Origin of the sequence: Methylobacterium iners, assembly GCF_022179305.1 — a bacterium.
In the GTDB taxonomy this organism is placed as follows: domain Bacteria; phylum Pseudomonadota; class Alphaproteobacteria; order Rhizobiales; family Beijerinckiaceae; genus Methylobacterium; species Methylobacterium iners.
On the sequence record NZ_BPQP01000076.1, the window covers coordinates 1 to 16,548 of the forward strand.

The following is a 16,548-nucleotide window of genomic DNA, read 5'->3' on the forward strand; positions in this document are numbered from 1 at the left end:
CTTTTCTCTTGCCCACCACACGCCGGGCACCAAAGCGGCCTGAACAATGTTCGTCCCCAACGGCGCAGCCCCCTGACAAAGGGGTGGAGGGCACCCATCTCCTGCTCGCCCCTGGCGGGGTTGCTTCCGCCGGATCGCCTTAGGAGGACACTCCATGAACAGCGAAGAACGCGACGTCATCGACGGCATTTTCCAGCGCCTGCAACAGGCCTCCAGCCAACCGCGCGACGCGGACGCGGAACGGTTCATCGCCGACAAGCTGCGGGCGCAGCCCTACGCGCCCTATGCCATGGCCCAGCTCATCTACGTGCAGGAAGAGGCGATCAAGAGCCTCAACGAGCAGCTCGAGCAGGCCCGCCACGCGGCGCAGGCGCCCCAATCCCAGGGCGGTGGCGGCTTCCTCTCCAGCATCTTCGGCGGTGGCTCCCGTCAGGAGCCGCAGCGCCCGGCCGGCCAGCCCTGGGGACAGCAGCAGCCGGGCTACGGCCAGCAGGCCGGCTTCGGCCAACAGCCGGGCTATGGCGGTCCGCAGGGCGGCCCCTGGGCCGGCCAGCAGGCGCCGGCGCGCGGCGGCGGCTTCCTCGCGACCGCCTTGCCGATGGCAGCGGGCGCGGCGGGCGGCATGCTTCTCGGCAGCGCCCTCTCCAATGCCTTCGCCGGCGGTCACTCGCAGCTCGGCAGCGCGGCTGCGGCGGGGCTTCCCGCCTCCGATGCGTCCGCGGCCGGAACCCAGGATTTCGGAGCCCCGCTGGGCGGCGGTGACGACGTCCAGAACGCCTCGTTCGACAATGACGCGGGCGGCGATTTCGGCGGCGACCTCGGCGGCGGCGGGGACGACGACTGGGTGTGAGAACGGCTTCCGGCGCCGCGGCTCGCGGCGCCGGTCCTCCTCAGATGACCTCGACGCGCGCGCCCACCTTCGTGCGCTCGTAGAGGTCCACGACGTCCTCGTTCATCATCCGGATGCAGCCCGACGAGACCGACTGGCCGATCGTGTGCGGCTCGTTGGTGCCGTGGATCCGGTAGAGCGAGGAACCGAGGTAGAGGGCGCGCGCGCCGAGCGGGTTCTCCGGTCCTCCCGCCATGTGGCGCGGCAGGTCGGGCCGGCGGCGCAGCATCTCCGGGGGCGGCGTCCAATCGGGCCATTCCCGCTTCTGAGTGATGGTCTTCTGTCCCGACCAGGTGAAGCCCGGCCGGCCGACGCCGATGCCGTAGCGCAGCGCCTTGCCACCGGGCTGGACGAGGTACAGGAACTTCGCCGGCGTATCGACGATGATGGTGCCCGGCGCCTGCGGACCGGTGAAATCGACGATCTGGCGGGCGTAGCGCGGGTCGGGCTCGCGGGCGATCGCGGCCTCAGCGGCGGGCTCCCTCGGAAGCGCGGCGAGCCGGGTCGGCGGCGCGTAGGTCCGTGCCTCCTCATAGGCGGCCGGGACGCGGTCCCCGGATCGAAGCTGCGGGCTTCCCGGCCCGCCATAGCCGTAGGCCGCCTCGTGTCGCGGCAGGATGCCGTCGTCGGCAAGGCGCGGACCGGAGCGCGGGGCCCGCGGCCGCTCGCCCGATCCCGTCACCAGGAACTCGATGAAGCCGCCGCCGTAAGCGCCGGTCCGCCCCTGGGCCTGCGCCTGCTCTCCGGTCAGGATCGCGGCGAAACACGCCGCCACGCACCACTCGACACGCATCTCGTCACGCTCCCGAGCCCAAGGGACATCCGATGGGTGAGGCGGAAAGCATCGCGGGGAGTCCCGGAGAATCCGGTGAAGGAACGTAGTGAATCGTTCAGGAAGACGGCCTCGGCCGGCTATCCCGCCGACTCAGCGTGAATCGAGCGTAAAGGCAGGGCGGCGCCCGCCCCATTCAGCAAATGGCAACCACTTTGCCGGATGGTCGGCCGCTGTACTTCCGCACGACCTCTTGCCCGGCTGTCCCCCACCGATGAACACGAAGCGCTATCGCATCGAAGACAGCCTCGGCCTGGCAGCTCCCGTGCCGGTCGCCGCCGGAGCGGCCGCATCGCCGGAGGCGGTGGCGCTGAACAACACCCGTCTCGACGAGATCATGTCGGCGATCCAGGACCTCCGCCGCGTGACCCAGACCAGCACCGTCGAGACGGTCGAGGCCTGCCGGCGCGAGCTGAGCGAGGCCTTCGCCATGCGCTCCGAGCTCGACGTCATGAAGGAGGCGATCACCCGCACGAAGCAGGAGATCGCGACCCTCTACCGCTCCGACAATTCCGGCCAGGGCATGAAGCGCGTCGCTGGCGAGCTCGACGCGGTCGTCGATTCCACCGAGCGCGCAACCAGCGCGATCCTGGGCGCCATCGAGGAGATCGAGACGAACGCGAGCATGCTGCGCGCCATGCGGCAGTCGGCGGCGGGGCGCGAGAACATCGACGCGATCCTCGAGCGCGTCGTCGTCGCCTACGAGGCCTGCAACTTCCAGGATCTCACGGGCCAGCGGATCAACAAGATCATCAGCGTCCTCAAGTTCATCGAGGAACATCTCGACCGCATGATCGAGGCCTGGGGCGGTCTCGACACCTTCAAGGACATGCTCGGCGTGCACCCGACCGGCCCGAACATCGACGACGAGAAGTCGCTCCTCAACGGCCCCAAGCTCGAGGACGACATCGGCCACGTCGACCAGAGCGACATCGACTCGCTGTTCGACTAGGAGTGCGGCTGGAGCGGTCGCCCCTCGCCCTGCGCGCACCGTCCTCGGTCCGGTGCGGATGAAAACATCCTCCCGCGCAAAAACCTTCCAAGGCTTCCCGCATCCGGCGCGTCTCAGGAGACGACGGGGATGATGCGCGAGACCGGGGATGACCGACCATGGGCCGCGTTGCAATGAGCGCGAGTTCGTCCCGGTGCCGGGCCCAAACCTGCACCGGCTGCCCGTGACCTCGGACGCCGATCTCGCGGCGCGCGCCGCCGAGGGGGATCGCGGGGCCCTCGAGGCTCTGCTGCGCCGACACTACGACGGCATGCACCGCATCGCCTGGCGCATGACCGGATCGCGGCACGACGCCGAGGACATCACGCAGGAGGTCTGCTGCGCCCTCGTCGGGCGGATCGGCGGCTTCAAGGGCGAGGCGAGGTTCACGACTTGGCTGTTCGGCATCGTCGTGAATGCCTGCCGTGATCACCACCGGCGACGCGCGACGCTCTCCCGGCTGAGGGACGGCCTGGCGGTTCTCGTCGGGCTGGCCGCTCCGCAGGACGGCCGGGACCTGTTCCGGCGCTCCTGGCTCGCCGGGCAACTCGCCCGCCTCGATCCACCTTTGCGCGAGACGATCGTGCTCGTCGTCGGCGAGGGCCTGACCCATGCCGAGGCGGGCCTCGCCTTGGGGCTTGCCGAAACCACCATCTCGTGGCGGCTGCACGAAGCGCGCCGTCTCCTAAAGGACAGCCTCGCGAAGGCAGGGCACGACCACCATGGCCTCTGATCCTGATCCGATCCTGCCGGCCGCCCCGCCGCCCTCCCCCGCGGCGCGCGAGCGTGCTCTCGCTGCGGCGCTGATGCGCTTCGATGCGACGCAGGACGCCGCGTCCCAAGGTTCCGTCGAGCCGGCACGTCCAAGACAGCGCGGCGCCCCGGAGCGCCGCGCATTCTGGAAGGCACCCCTCATGGTTCGCGCCCGTTACGCCGTCGCCGCCACGGCGATCGTCGCCATCGCTGGTCCCCTCGCCTGGAACCTTGCGCGGGAGCGCGAGGGCCAGCGCCGCGCGGAGCCCTCCGGCCTAGCGCAATCCCCCCAGAATACGCCCGCCCCACCGGTCCCGGAGCCGGAGCAGAGTGCGCCGGGACGGGCCGCGGCCGCCCCGACGCCACCGGCCGCCCCTCCATCGCCCAGGCGGGAACACCGGTTCGAGGCCGGATCCGGCGTCGCGCCGTCGAAGCCTTCGAGCCCGATGGCTCAGGCGCCCGCAGCCGCACCGCGATCCTTGGTTCGGCAACGCGAGGCGCAATTCACCGTCGGCGATGCCGTCGGCGAGCTTCGGCCCGCCGAGCCCCTGGGCCGCGACAGCTTCGACCAGCCGCCCGAGAACGGCTTCAAGGTCGTGCGCGAGGCGCCCGTCTCGACCTTCTCCATCGACGTCGACACGGCGTCCTATTCCTTCGTTCGCGCCTCGCTGAACCGCAACGTCCTGCCTCCCAAGGCGGCGGTGCGGACGGAGGAGCTGATCAACTACTTCCCCTATTCCTATGCCGGCCCCGCCTCCGCGGCCGAGCCCTTCGCGGTGACGAGCGCGGTCTATCCGAGCCCCTGGGCCGAGGGCCGCAAGATCGTTCAGGTCGCCGTCAAGGGCTACGCCGTGGCGGTCGCGACGCGGCCGGCGGCCAACCTCGTCTTCCTCGTGGACACCTCCGGCTCGATGAACGGGCCCAACCGGCTGCCGCTGGTGAAGCAATCCCTGGCGATGCTCCTGACCCAGCTCGACGGCAGGGATCGCGTCGCCATCGTCGCCTATGCCGGCAGCGCCGGGACCGTCCTGGAGCCGACGCCGGCCGATCAGAAGGCCAAGATCCTCGGCGCGATCGAGGGTCTCGGCGCGGGCGGCGGCACCGCCGGCGGCGAGGGCATTCGGCAAGCTTATGCCCTCGCCGAGCGCAGCCTCGACCCGGGGGCGGTGAACCGGGTGGTGCTCGCGACCGACGGCGACTTCAACGTCGGCATCACCGACCGCGACGAGCTCAACGGCTTCGTCCAGCGCGAGCGGGCCAAGGGCATCTTCCTCTCGGTGCTCGGCTTCGGCATGGGCAATTACGGCGATGCGCTGATGCAGACGCTGGCCCAGAACGGCAACGGCGCGGCGGCCTACATCGACACGCTTAGCGAGGCGCGGAAGGTGCTGGTCGACGAGGCGACCTCGGCCCTCATCCCCATCGCCAAGGACGTGAAGATCCAGGTGGAGTTCAACCCCGCCCTGGTCGCCGAGTACCGCCTCGTCGGCTACGAGACCCGACTGCTGGCCCGGCAGGATTTCGCCAACGACAAGGTCGATGCCGGCGAGGTCGGTTCAGGGCAAGCGGTGACGGCGCTCTACGAGATCGTGCCGGTGGGCGGCCCCCGCCTGACCGGCGACCTCCGCTACGCCGCGCCGGCGCCCGAGGCCAGCAAGGCCACGGACGAGTACGCCCACGTCGCGATCCGCTACAAGCTGCCGAAGGCGGAGGTCAGCACGCTCATGACGACGCCCGTCCACCGGTCCCGCGAGAGCGCCCGCTTCGAGGACGCCCCGGGGGAGGCGCGCTTCGCCACCGCGGTCGCGGGCTTCGCCGAGATCCTGCGCGGCGGCACCTACACCGGCACCTTCACCTACGACGACGTGGTCCGGATCGCCTCGGGTGCCAAGGGCGACGATTCCTTCGGCTACCGCGCCGAGTTCGTCCAGCTGGTGCGCGCCGCCAAGACCGCGCAGGCCCTCGCCGCGCCGCGATGATCGTGCCCCGCGAGGGAAGGGTCCGAACACCCCTTCCCTCGCGATTCCGGGACCCTTAAGTCTGGCGGGATGAGCCGCCACGCCGCCAAGGACCTGCCGCCGGACGCGTTCGAGGAACGGGACGAGGCCGAAGACCTGCCGCCCGCCGACGATGCCCCCGAGATCGACTTCGATTTCGAGGAAGGCGCGGTCAAGGCCGGCACCGAGATCATCCGCCGGTTCTGGACGACGCTGCCGACCTCGCCGGGCGTCTATCGGATGTTCGACGCCAAGGGCGACGTCCTCTACGTCGGCAAGGCCAAAAACCTGAAGGCACGGGTGGGTTCGTATGCCCGCGGCCAGGCGCACTCGAACCGCATCGCCCGGATGATCTCGCAGACGGCGGCGATGGAGTTCGTCACCACCGCCACCGAGACCGAGGCGCTGCTGCTCGAGGCCAACCTCATCAAGCAGCTGAAGCCCCGCTTCAACGTGCTGATGCGGGACGACAAGTCGTTCCCCTACATCCTGGTGACCGCCGACACTGAGGCGCCGCAGATCGTCAAGCACCGCGGCGCCAGGCGGCGGAAGGGCAATTATTACGGCCCCTTCGCCAGCGTCTGGGCGGTGAACCGCACCGTTAACGCGCTGCAGCGCGCCTTCCTCCTGCGGACCTGCTCGGACAGCTATTACGAGAACCGGACCCGGCCCTGCCTGCTCTGGCAGATCAAGCGCTGCTCGGGCCCCTGCACGGGCGAGATCGCGCTGGACGACTATCGAGGCCTCGCCGAGAACGCGAAAAGCTTCCTGTCCGGCAAGTCGAACGCCGTGAAGGACCGGATGCGTGAGGAGATGCAGGCGGCCTCGGAGAACCTCGAATTCGAGCGCGCCGCCCGCTTCCGCGATCGGATCGCCGCCCTCTCGGCGATCCAGGGGACGCAAGGCGTCAACACGCAGGGTGTCGAGGAGGCCGATGTCTTCGCCCTCGACGAGCAGGCCGGGCAGTTCTGCATCGAGGTGTTCTTCTTCCGGAACTTCCAGAACTGGGGCAACCGGGCCTATTTCCCCAAGGCCGACAGGACCATGAGCGCCGACGAGGTCCTCGCCTCCTTCATCTCGCAGTTCTACGACGACAAGCCTGCGCCGCGGATCGTCCTCGTCAGCCACCCGATCGAGGATGCGGAGCTGGTCGCCGCGGCCCTGTCGAGCCGGGTCGAGCACCGGGTCGAGATCCACCAGCCTCAGCGCGGCGAGCGCCGGAACCTCGTGGAATACGCCCAGCGCAACGCCAAGGAGGCGCTGGCCCGCCGCCTCGCGGACACCGCCTCGCAGGGCAAGCTGTTGGTGGCCCTCGGCCAATCCGTCGGCTTGACCGCGGCACCGCGGCGTGTCGAGGTCTACGACAACTCGCACATCATGGGCACGAACGCGGTCGGCGGCATGATCGTGGCCGGGCCGACCGGCTTCATGAAGACCCATTACCGGACCTTCAACATCAAGTCGGAGGAGCTCACCCCCGGCGACGATTACGGCATGATGCGCGAGGTCCTGCAGCGGCGCTTCAAGCGGCTCGTCAAGGAGGCGCCGCGCACGGCCAAGGAGGCGGCCGCCGCGGCGAGCGAGGGCGGCGTGCCCGAGCCGGTGCCGGAAGCCGACAGCGACGTCTTCCCGGCCTGGCCCGACCTCGTGCTCATCGACGGCGGCAAGGGCCAGCTCGAGGCGGCCCGCAGCGCCCTGCAGGACATCGGCGTCTCGGACGTGCCGCTCGTCGGCATCGCCAAGGGCCGCGACCGCGACGCGGGGCGCGAGACCTTCTTCGTGCCCGGCCGCCCGCCCTTCAAGCTGCCGCCGCGGGACCCGACGCTCTACTTCGTCCAGCGCCTGCGCGACGAGGCCCACCGCTTCGCCATCGGCAGCCACCGGGCCAAGCGCAAGCGCGAGATGATCCGCAACCCGCTGGACGAGATCGCCGGCATCGGCCCGAGCCGCAAGCGGGCGCTGCTCCACCATTTCGGGACCGTGAAGGCGATCCAGCGCGCGGCCTACGAGGATCTGGCGAAGATCCCCGGCGTGAACGCCGCGACGGCCCGGGCCGTCTACGATTTCTTCCACACCAACGCCTGAGACGCCCGGTCAGCGCGCCGCGCCTTCCCCGATCACCGAGAAGGCGCCCCAGATGGCAGGGTGGGCGTTCCGGTGATCCGAACCGTCAGCCATGTGGGCCAGCATGGCCCGGCGCAGCGCCTCGGAGCGGCCGATGCCGGGCGTCGCCTCCAGGATGTCGAACGTGGTCGTGGTGAGGCGCGCCGCGGCCATCGATTCCACGGCCCAGTGCGAGACCAGGAGGGCGCGGGTTCCCGCGTAGAAGAACGCGCGGGCAAGGCCCGACAGCGCGTCGGCCCCGGGCGCCTCGCCTGCCGCCGTGTTGCAGGCCGACAGCACCACCCATTGCGCGCCGAGCTTCAGCTGCGCCACCTCGCTCGCCGTGAGCAGGCCATCGTCGAGGGCGCTCGGCGTCGCAGGCAGCGTCAGGGCGAGGGCAGGTTCGGCGAGACCCTTCACGTCCCCGGCCACGAGCCCGTGGGTCGCGAAGTAGACCACGCGGTAATCGGCGAGCGCCGCGCGCTTGACCGCCGCCTCGGTAGCGGCCTCGCGCAGGTGGAGGTCGCCCGCGGCCGCGCCGAGCCTGCCCGCCACCGCCCGCAACTCGTCGGCCGTCTCGGGGAGCGCCGGCAGCGCCTCGGACAGGCGGGTGCGATCGATCTCGGCGCCGTTCCAGACGGCATCGTAGCTGCGCAGCGCGGGCGTCGGGCCGCCGACGCTGGCGACGAGCTGCGGCTGCGCCTTCCCCGTCCCTGCGGCCTGGCTCATGGCTGCCGGCGCGAAGATGGGGTCGGCGAACCCGATCAGGTGCTTCGTGGTCCCCTCCCGCTGCGCGAGGGCGCGCAGGGCGCCGAGGCTGCCGACCGACGGGAGCACACTGACGGCCTGGCGCTTGGCGAGCCAGGCCGCCTGCCCGTAGGCGGAAGGGTCCGCCGGCTTGCCGAGCGGCGGCTTCTCCGTGACCAGGAGGTGGAAGGGCAGCGCGGTCAGCGCGCCGGACGACGCGGCCATCAGGTGGTTTTTTCCCGCGATGATGCGGTCCACCGGGCCGAGCAGCGCGGCGTAGAGGGCGTGGGCGCCGTCGAGGTCGAAGCGGTCGGCCTCCCCGGCCGAGGGCTGCGCGGCCTCGACCGTCAATCCCCTCCGGAAGGCGGCGACCCGCCGCGCCAGGGCCTGCGCACCGAGCGGAATCGGCGCCCAGGCGAAGTCCTCGCGGCTTACCGCGAAGACGTGGCTCTCCCCGTCGCCGGGCAGCAGGAAGACCAGCGCCTCCTCGGACCCGAGCAGCGCCTGCACCGCCTCGACCTCAAGCGGCTTCGGCCGGGCGAGGGCGGCATAGGCGGGGAAGCTCCGCTCGAGCGCGGCGTCGCTGGCCGCGATCCTGGCGCGGAGGTCGGCCGCCCTCGCCCGCAGGGCCGAGACGGCACCGGCGGCCGGCCCATCTCCGGATCTCGACAGGGCCGCGATCAGCGCCTTGTCCGTCTCGCGGGCGGCTGCGGCGAGATCCTGGCTCTCGCGGACTAAGGCGGTCAGGGCCGCGTCTCTGGCGGCGACCCGACCCTTCGTTTGCTCCAGGGCGCCGGCCGTCGACGACAGGGCCGCCCATTGCGCGATGCGGAACGCCTCCCGGTCGAGTGCCGGGTCCGTGCGGGTTCTCGAGAGCGCGCCGAGGAGCGAGACGTGACGGCCGAAATAGTCGGCGCGCTGGCGGAGGCGCTCGATCGCGTCGCCGTCGGCGCCGGCCTCCCAGGTCAGGATGGCGGTGCTGGCCCGCCGCATCGCGTCCAACGCAGGAGCGAGCTTGCCCGCCGAGCGGCGGGCGACCGCGAGGTTGTTGAGGATCGGGATCGTGTCGCGGTGATCCGGGCCGAGCGCACGCTCCCGGATGCCGAGCGCGCGCAGGAGCGCGGCCTCGGCCTCCGCGAACCGGCCTCGCGCGTCCTCGACCCGGGCGATGTTGGCCAGGCTGATGGCGAGGTCAGGATGATCGGGCCCGAGCACCGTCTCCTGAATCCTGAGCGCCTTGCCCAGGACGCCGCCGGCCTCCCCGAGCCGGCCCCTCTCCTGGTGGACGATGGCGAGGTTGATCAGGGTGCCGGCCAGCGTCGGATGGCTCGGGCCCAGCGTCCTCTCCCAAGTGGCGAGAGCACGCTCGAGAAGCGCGGCCGCCTCTTCCTGGCGTCCCTGCGCGCGGTAGATCACGGACAGGTTGGTCAGGCTCTGCGCGACGTCAGGGCTGTCCGATCCCAACGCCCTCTCCCGGATCGCGAGGGCCCGGCGGTGGATTCCTTCGGCTTCCGCGTTGCGGCCCTGGTCGCCCTGGATGACGCCGAGGTTGTTCAGCGTCGCCGCGAGTTTCGGGTGATCCGGTCCGAATACCTGTTCCTGGATCGAAAGGGCCTGCTGGAGCAGGTCGACGGCCTCGCCCTGATGTCCCTGCGCGCGTCGCACCCCGGACAGGTTCGCCAGGATGACCGCGAGGCCGGAGCGGTTGGCTTCGGGCGCCCGCTGGCGCAGGTCGAGGGCGCGGCGTAGCGCGCTCTCCGCCTCCGCAAGCCGGCCCTGCTCGTGATGAACGGTGCCGAGGATGCTCAGCGTCTCAGCCACCCCGGCGGCCGACGGCGAGTCTGTGGATGCCGTCTGCCGATCGTGGATGGCGAGCGCCCTGCGCAGCAGCGCCTCCGCCTCGGCTTGGCGGCCCTGGCTTCGCAGACTGGAGGCCAGGCTGGTCAAGGTTCGGGGCAGGCTGGGATGAACGGCGCCGAAGGCGCGCTCCTGGACCGAGAGGGCGCGCCGGTAGAAGTCCTCCGCCTCGGCGTACCGACCTTGCGCGTTGCGCAGGATGGCGAGGTTGGTGAGCGTGCCCGCGATGTCGGACGCCACATCCGGATCGCCGGGACGGCGCAGCTTCTCCAGGAGCGTCAGCGCGCGTTGGTAGAAACCTTCCGCCTCGGCGTATTTGAGCTGCTTCTCGTGCAGGCTGCCGAGGTTGATCAAGACGACGGCGACGTTCTGGTGCATGGCCCCGAACGTCGCCTTGACCGCCGCTTCGAGCTTGCGCGCCTCGGCGACCGCCGCGGGGAAGTTTCCGGCGGCCTCGAACTGCCGCATCCGCCCCTGGATCGCCGTGATGCTCCCGCTCTGCGCCGCCGCGGGCGGCGATCCGGTTGAGGCGGCGATGACGAGGAGGAGAATCCGCGCGAGGCGCCGTGGGCTTCGGGTCATCGTGGCCTCGCAACGCGCGTCACAACGGACTTCCGCCTTCTACCCGCCAGGTTGCAGATCGGAAATCCTCGCTGCGCGACCGTTCGAGGCGCGGCCACCAGTCGACACGTGAGGGCGGCGGTTGACCCTCGCATCGGCGCGTGTTTACCCCCTTACGCCCATGAACACCCCCCGCCCATGAACGCCGTTTTCCCCCGACGCCGGTCGCCGGCCTGGAACCTGGCGAATTGCCTGACCTATGGCCGCCTCGTCGCGGTGCCCGTGGTGGTCGGCCTGCTGTTCTGGCCCGACGAGCTCGTCGCGCGCTTCGCGGCCTTCGGAGTCTTCGTCGCGGCCGCGATCACCGATTATCTCGACGGCTACGTCGCCCGAGCCTACGCCCAGAGCTCGGCGCTCGGGCGCATGCTCGATCCCATCGCCGACAAGCTCCTCGTCGCCGCCTGCCTGCTGATGCTCACGGCCGATCGCACCATCCAGGGCTGGGCGCTCTGGGCGGCCATCGTCATCCTGTGCCGGGAGATCCTGGTCTCCGGCCTGCGCGAGTACCTCGCCGAGCTGAAGGTCGGCGTGCCCGTGAGTCGGGTCGCCAAGTGGAAGACGACCCTGCAGCTCGTCGCCATCGGCTTCCTCGTCGCGGGGCCGGCCGGCGAGACCATCCTGCCCGGCACCATCGCGATCGGCACCGGCCTCCTCTGGGTCGCGGCGGCCCTCACGCTCTACACGGGCTACGACTACATGAGGGCGGGCATCCGGCACGTGATCGACGATCCGCGCTGATCCGGCCGGGCTGGGACAACGATCGATGAAGCTCGTCTATTTCGCCTGGGTCCGCGAACGCATCGGCAAGCCGGACGAAACCGTGGCCCTGCCGGACGGCATCGCGACGGTAGCCGACCTCGTCGCCTGGTTGCGGGGACGGGGCGAGGAATACGCCCACGCCTTCGAGAACCCGGGCGTGGTCCGCGCTGCGATCGACCGCGTCCACGCCAAGCCGGACAGTTCGATCCAAGACGCCACCGAGATCGCGTTCTTCCCGCCGATGACCGGGGGATAACCGAACGGAACGCGCCTCGCTCGCCCGCGCGGCCTATCCCAACGCCTCGCGGAACGCCCTGAGGTTCGAGCGCATCATCTCCAGGTAGCCCGGCGCCGGGCCGTCCGGGCCGCTGAGGGCGTCGGAGAAGATTCGGGCGCCGAGCTTGGCACCGCTCTCGCGAGCGATCTGCTGCATCAGGCGGGGGTCGGCGATAGTCTCCAGGAAGACGGCGGGCACGCGGTCGCGGCGGATCTGGCGGATGATGCGGGCGACGTCGGCCGGGCCGGCCTCGCTCTCCGTGGAGATCCCCTGCGGAGCCAGGATGCTGAGGCCGTAGGCCGCGCCGAAATAGCCGAGCGCGTCGTGGGTGGTGATGATGCGCCGCCGCGCCTCGGGGATCGCGGCGAGGCCGTCGCGGATCTCGGCTTCGACGGTATCGAGCTTGGCCGCGTAGGCGGCGGCGTTGGCGGCGTAGAGCGCCGCGCTGCCCGGGTCCGCGCTGGTCAGGGCCTCGCGGATATTGGCGACGTAGCGCTTGGCGTTCGCGACATTCTGCCAGGCATGCGGGTCTGCGGCGTCGGCATGGCTATGGTCGTGGCTGTGATCGTGCGGTCCGGCGATCGGCGTGATGCCGCGCGTCGCGACGATCACGGGAGCCTTGGTGCCCGAGGCCTTGATGAGCCGCGCGATCCAGCCCTCGAAACCGAGCCCGTTGACGAAGACGAGGCGCGCCTCCGCGAGGCGCCGGGCGTCGCCCGGGGCGGGGCTGTAGCTGTGGGTGTCGGCGTTCGGTCCGACGAGGCTGGCGACCTCGACCCGCGCTCCGCCGACCTGCCGCACGAGGTCGGCGAGGATCGAGAAGGTCGCCACGACCTTGAGCGGCGCCCGCGCCTCGGCCCGCGCCACTGCCGGCGCGAGGGCCAGGACCAGCGCCGCGAGCCATGTCCTTATCCGGCGGTTCATCGTCCCTCGCGCTCCATGCCAAGGCGCAGGGCCATAATGTAACATTGTCACATCGCCAAGCCGGGCGGCGGGACATCCCCGAGGCAATCGACGGGATGCCGGGACGGAGGGAGGAGGCTCGGCTTGATCCGCCGGCCTGGGGGCTGCAAACACCCCGGACCCTGCCGCTCCCGCGGCACCAACCCCACGAAACGGACCAGAATGGCGCGCCGGCCGCCCCTCGGAGGCGACACCCTCCCCCTCCTCGGCCGGGTCTGGCGCGACTGGCTATCTCCCCATCGCGGCACGCTGGCGATCGTGCTCGTACTCATCGCCATCGTCGGGGCGGCCACCGGCTTCTACCCCGCGCTGATCAAGGGCGCCTTCGACGCCTTCGACCGCAAGGACGAGGCGGCTCTGGCCTACGGACCGGTCATCGTCATCGCGGTCACCGCGATCCGGGGCTTCGCCCTGTTCGGGCAGACGGTGCTGACGAACCGCGTTGTGACGCGGGTCGAGGCGGACATGCAGTCCGCCCTCTACGCGCACCTGATCGAGGCCGACCTCGCCCAGCTTGGGCGCGAGAGCCCGGCCGCCTTCACGCAGCGCTTCACGACGGATTTCGCCTTCATCCGCGAGGCGCTGACCCGGATCTCGACGGTGCTCCTGCGCGACATCGCCATGCTGATCGCGCTGGTCACGGCGCTGATCTGGATGGACCCAGTGCTCACCCTCGTCGCGGCCGTGGTCATGCCCTTCGTCGCCGGACCGATCGGCCGGGTGGGCAAGAAGCTGCGCCGCGTCTCGACCTCCACCCAGGAGCAGATGGGCCAGGCCGCCGGCCTCATCACCGAGAGCCTGCAGGGCGCGCGCATCGCCAAGACCTACGCGTTGGAGGGCTATCTCAAGGGCCGTGCGGCAAAGGCCTTCGACGAGGTCCGGCGGCTCAAGATGCGGGCGGCCAACGCCCGCGGCCGCCTCGACCCTCTCCTCGAGGTCGGCGGCGGTCTCGCGGTGGCAGCCGTGCTCGTCCTCGTCGGCCAGCGAGTGATGGCGGGCGAGCGCACCGTCGGCGATTTCACGGGCTACGTCGCCGCCCTGCTGCTCGCCGCGCAGCCCGCCCGGGCGCTGGGCACCCTCAACGCCATTCTGCAGGAGGCCGGCGCGGCCCTGGAGCGTTACTACGCGCTCCTCGACGAAGCGCCGCACATCCGAGAGGCGCCCGGCGCCCCGCCGCTGCGCCTCTCCGGCGGCGCTGTCCGCTTCGAGGGCGTGCGCTTCCGTTACCGGGAGGATGCGCCGGCGCTGGAGGGCATCGACCTCGACGTGCCGGCAGCCTCCGTCACGGCGCTGGTCGGCCGCTCGGGCTCGGGCAAGTCCTCGCTCCTGAACCTCGTGCCGCGTCTCTACGACGTCACACAAGGCCGCGTCCTCATCGACGGGCAGGACGTGCGCGCGGTCACCCTCGCCTCGCTCCGGGAGGCGGTCGCCGTGGTCTCCCAGGAGATCGTGCTCTTCGACGATACCATCGCCGCCAACATCGCCTTCGGCCGCGCGGGGGCGACGCAGGGGGAGATCGAGGCGGCGGCGGCGGCGGCGGCGGCCCACGGCTTCATCGCGCGCCTGCCCGAGGGCTATGCCTTCCGGGTCGGCCCCTCCGGCGGGCGGCTCTCCGGCGGTGAGCGCCAACGGATCGCACTGGCCCGGGCCTTCCTGCGCAATGCCCCGATCCTGCTCCTCGACGAGGCGACGAGCGCCCTCGATTCGGAATCCGAGCGCCTCGTCCAGGCCGCGCTGGCCCGCCTGATGCGGGGCCGCACGACGCTGGTCATCGCCCACCGCCTCTCCACCGTGCGCGACGCCGACCGCATCGTCGTCATGGAGGCCGGGCGCGTCGCCGAGATGGGCCGGCATGAGGAGCTCATGGCCGCCGGGGGCGGCTACGCCGCGCTCTATCGGACGACCCTGACGGACGACCGTGCTGCCGGATGATGCCGGCGCATCGGTCGTCGAGGGGCGGGATCGCCCTTCCCCGCCGTTCTTGGTGGCAAAATGGGCCGCCATGCCGCAGATCGGCCACGAGTCGTCACCAAAGCTCGCGTCCGCACCACGACGCTCGGCCCTGCCGGGCGCATGGGCGCGAGGAGATCGGCCGGGCACCCGGCCCGGGTTAAGGAGCTAGGCGTGAGCAACCAGATTTGGCGCAGGACATCGGCGATCGCAGCACTCGCGGCCCTTGCCTGCGTGGCCGGCCGGGCGGAAGCGGCGCAATGCGGCAACTCCGCCGCCGGCTTCGAATCGTGGAAGCGGTCCTTCGCGGAGGAGGCACGGGGACGGGCGAGCCCGGCCAGCCTCGACGCCTTGGCGACGACCTCCTATTCCACGGCGACGATCTCGGCGGACCGGGGCCAGAAGAGCTTCAAGCTCACCCTCGACCAGTTCCTCGCCAAGCGCGGCGGCCCGGCCATCGTCTCGCGCGGGCGCGCCCTCAAGCGCACCAACGCGGCCCTGTTCGACCAGATCGAGGAGCGCTACGGCGTGCCGCCCGGGCCGCTTCTCGCCATCTGGGGCATGGAGACGGGCTTCGGGGCGGTGAAGGGCAACATCAACACGCTCTCCGCGGTCGCGACGCTCGCCTATGATTGCCGTCGCTCGGCCTTCTTCACCGACCAGCTCTACGCCGCCCTCACCCTGGTCGATCGTGGCGTGCTCTCGACCAACACCCGAGGCGCGGCGCATGGCGAGATCGGCCATACCCAGTTCCTGCCGAAGAACGTCATCCTCTACGGGACCGGCGGCAGCCTCGACAGCGCGCCGGCCGCGCTGAACGCCACGGCGAACTTCCTGAAGGGCCACGGCTGGAAGCGCGGCGCGGGCTACCAGCCCGGCGAGCCGAACTTCGCGGCGATCCAGGGCTGGAACGCGGCCTCGGTCTACCAGCGGGCGATCGCGCAGCTCGGGCGGCAGATCGACGGGCAATAGGCCCCGCGACTGATCCAGCGTCGTCGCCGTGACCCTGCTCATCTATGCCGGCGCGGCGGCGGCCGAGATCGCCGGCTGCTTCGCCTTCTGGGCCTGGATCCGCCTTGGCCGCTCCGCCCTGTGGCTCGTGCCGGGGATGGCCTCGCTCGCGCTGTTCGCCGCCCTGCTGACGCTGGTGCCGAGCGGTGCGGCCGGGCGGGCCTTCGCCGCCTATGGCGGGATCTACATCGCCGCCTCGCTGCTGTGGCTCTGGGCGGTCGAGGGGCAGCGGCCCGACCGCTTCGACCTCGCAGGGAGCGCGCTCTGCCTCGCGGGTGCGGCGGTAATCCTGCTCGGGCCGCGGGAGTGAGGGCGACCGCCGCAGGCTCGCGCCAGGATTTAGCTCTATAACGCGACGCTTGTCATTCCGGGGCGCCGCAGGCGAGCCCGGAACCCAGACACTCAGGCGACGCTCCATCTTGCCACGTCAGCGGTTCTGGGTCCCGGGCTCCGCTTCGCAGCCCCGGGATGACAGGCGTGGGATGTCGACGGTATCATCGCTCGTGCGGCTCGCCCTCGACCAGGATCTCCCGCTTGCCGGCGTGGTTGGCCGGCCCGACGAGGCCTTCGGTCTCCATCCGCTCCATCAGCGAGGCGGCCCGGTTGTAGCCGATCTGCAGCCGGCGCTGGATGTAGCTCGTCGAGGCCTTCTTGTCCCGCAGCACCACGGCGACCGCCTGGTCGTAGAGCTCAGCCCCGGGCTCGCCGAAGCTGCCCTGATCGAACACGGCGATGTCGGCCTCGCCGTCGTCCGCACCGAGCTTGCCCCCTTCGCTTCCGTCGTCGGCGGTGACGGCG

At 71.1% G+C, this 16,548-nt stretch carries 14 protein-coding genes; 10 read left to right on the plus strand and 4 right to left on the minus strand.

The genetic code is table 11. The features are described from left to right. Positions 1 to 154 precede the first annotated feature (154 nt). The gene (locus MFF55_RS21515) at positions 155 to 850 is read left to right on the plus strand and encodes a DUF2076 domain-containing protein (RefSeq protein WP_238246162.1); all 696 of its coding nucleotides are present in this window, start codon (positions 155 to 157) and stop codon (positions 848 to 850) included. Between the two features lie 40 nt (positions 851 to 890). Here the strand turns inward: MFF55_RS21515 and MFF55_RS21520 are convergent, their stop codons facing one another. Continuing rightward, positions 891 to 1,682, minus strand: coding sequence for a L,D-transpeptidase (locus tag MFF55_RS21520; protein WP_238246163.1), 792 nt, complete (start codon positions 1,680 to 1,682; stop codon positions 891 to 893). A gap of 253 nt (positions 1,683 to 1,935) precedes the next feature. On the opposite strand from MFF55_RS21520, the gene MFF55_RS21525 reads away from it, so the two are divergent. The 4 genes from MFF55_RS21525 (at position 1,936) to uvrC (ending at position 7,547) form a co-directional block, all read left to right on the plus strand. Continuing rightward, positions 1,936 to 2,673: a protein phosphatase CheZ gene (locus tag MFF55_RS21525; protein ID WP_238246164.1), complete on the plus strand. Its 738-nt coding sequence runs from the start codon at positions 1,936 to 1,938 to the stop codon at positions 2,671 to 2,673. A 148-nt stretch (positions 2,674 to 2,821) separates the two neighbouring features. Continuing rightward, positions 2,822 to 3,445 carry an RNA polymerase sigma factor gene (locus MFF55_RS21530; protein ID WP_238246165.1) on the plus strand — a complete coding sequence of 208 codons (624 nt, stop codon included), beginning with the start codon at positions 2,822 to 2,824 and terminating at the stop codon, positions 3,443 to 3,445. Continuing rightward, a complete protein-coding gene (locus MFF55_RS21535; protein ID WP_238246166.1) occupies positions 3,435 to 5,444 on the plus strand; it encodes a vWA domain-containing protein in 2,010 nt (669 codons plus the stop codon). Before MFF55_RS21530 ends, MFF55_RS21535 begins: the two co-directional genes overlap by 11 nt. A 69-nt stretch (positions 5,445 to 5,513) precedes the next feature. Next, positions 5,514 to 7,547: an excinuclease ABC subunit UvrC gene (uvrC, locus tag MFF55_RS21540; RefSeq protein ID WP_238246167.1), complete on the plus strand. Its 2,034-nt coding sequence runs from the start codon at positions 5,514 to 5,516 to the stop codon at positions 7,545 to 7,547. 9 nt (positions 7,548 to 7,556) lie between these two features. Here uvrC and MFF55_RS21545 read toward each other — a convergent pair whose 3' ends face one another. Further along, positions 7,557 to 10,751, minus strand: a complete 3,195-nt coding sequence (locus MFF55_RS21545) for a CHAT domain-containing protein (protein WP_238246168.1) — start codon at positions 10,749 to 10,751, stop codon at positions 7,557 to 7,559. A gap of 177 nt (positions 10,752 to 10,928) precedes the next feature. Between MFF55_RS21545 and pgsA the strand changes: the two genes are divergently transcribed. Together pgsA and moaD are read left to right on the plus strand one after the other, a co-directional pair. Further along, positions 10,929 to 11,528, plus strand: a complete 600-nt coding sequence (pgsA, locus tag MFF55_RS21550; protein ID WP_238246169.1) for a CDP-diacylglycerol--glycerol-3-phosphate 3-phosphatidyltransferase — start codon at positions 10,929 to 10,931, stop codon at positions 11,526 to 11,528. Between the two features lie 25 nt (positions 11,529 to 11,553). After that, positions 11,554 to 11,805 (plus strand): molybdopterin converting factor subunit 1, encoded by a 252-nt coding sequence (gene moaD, locus MFF55_RS21555; RefSeq protein WP_238246170.1) that lies wholly within the window; start codon positions 11,554 to 11,556, stop codon positions 11,803 to 11,805. A gap of 33 nt (positions 11,806 to 11,838) precedes the next feature. Here the strand turns inward: moaD and MFF55_RS21560 are convergent, their stop codons facing one another. After that, the gene (locus tag MFF55_RS21560) at positions 11,839 to 12,750 is read right to left on the minus strand and encodes a metal ABC transporter solute-binding protein, Zn/Mn family (protein ID WP_238246171.1); all 912 of its coding nucleotides are present in this window, start codon (positions 12,748 to 12,750) and stop codon (positions 11,839 to 11,841) included. A gap of 201 nt (positions 12,751 to 12,951) precedes the next feature. Between MFF55_RS21560 and MFF55_RS21565 the strand changes: the two genes are divergently transcribed. The 3 genes from MFF55_RS21565 to MFF55_RS21575 all read left to right on the plus strand — a co-directional run bounded on the left by MFF55_RS21565 (position 12,952) and on the right by MFF55_RS21575 (position 16,060). After that, on the plus strand, positions 12,952 to 14,721 hold the full coding sequence (locus MFF55_RS21565) for an ABC transporter ATP-binding protein (RefSeq protein ID WP_238246172.1): 1,770 nt from the start codon (positions 12,952 to 12,954) through the stop codon (positions 14,719 to 14,721). 225 nt (positions 14,722 to 14,946) lie between these two features. Further along, the gene (locus MFF55_RS21570) at positions 14,947 to 15,711 is read left to right on the plus strand and encodes a lytic murein transglycosylase (RefSeq protein ID WP_373874849.1); all 765 of its coding nucleotides are present in this window, start codon (positions 14,947 to 14,949) and stop codon (positions 15,709 to 15,711) included. A 28-nt stretch (positions 15,712 to 15,739) separates the two neighbouring features. Beyond that, positions 15,740 to 16,060, plus strand: a complete 321-nt coding sequence (locus MFF55_RS21575) for a YnfA family protein (RefSeq protein WP_238246174.1) — start codon at positions 15,740 to 15,742, stop codon at positions 16,058 to 16,060. Positions 16,061 to 16,244: 184 nt separating this feature from the next. Here the strand turns inward: MFF55_RS21575 and MFF55_RS21580 are convergent. After that, positions 16,245 to 16,548, minus strand: a 304-nt coding sequence (locus tag MFF55_RS21580) for a DNA translocase FtsK (RefSeq protein ID WP_283206782.1), incomplete at its 5' end; no start/stop codon positions are given.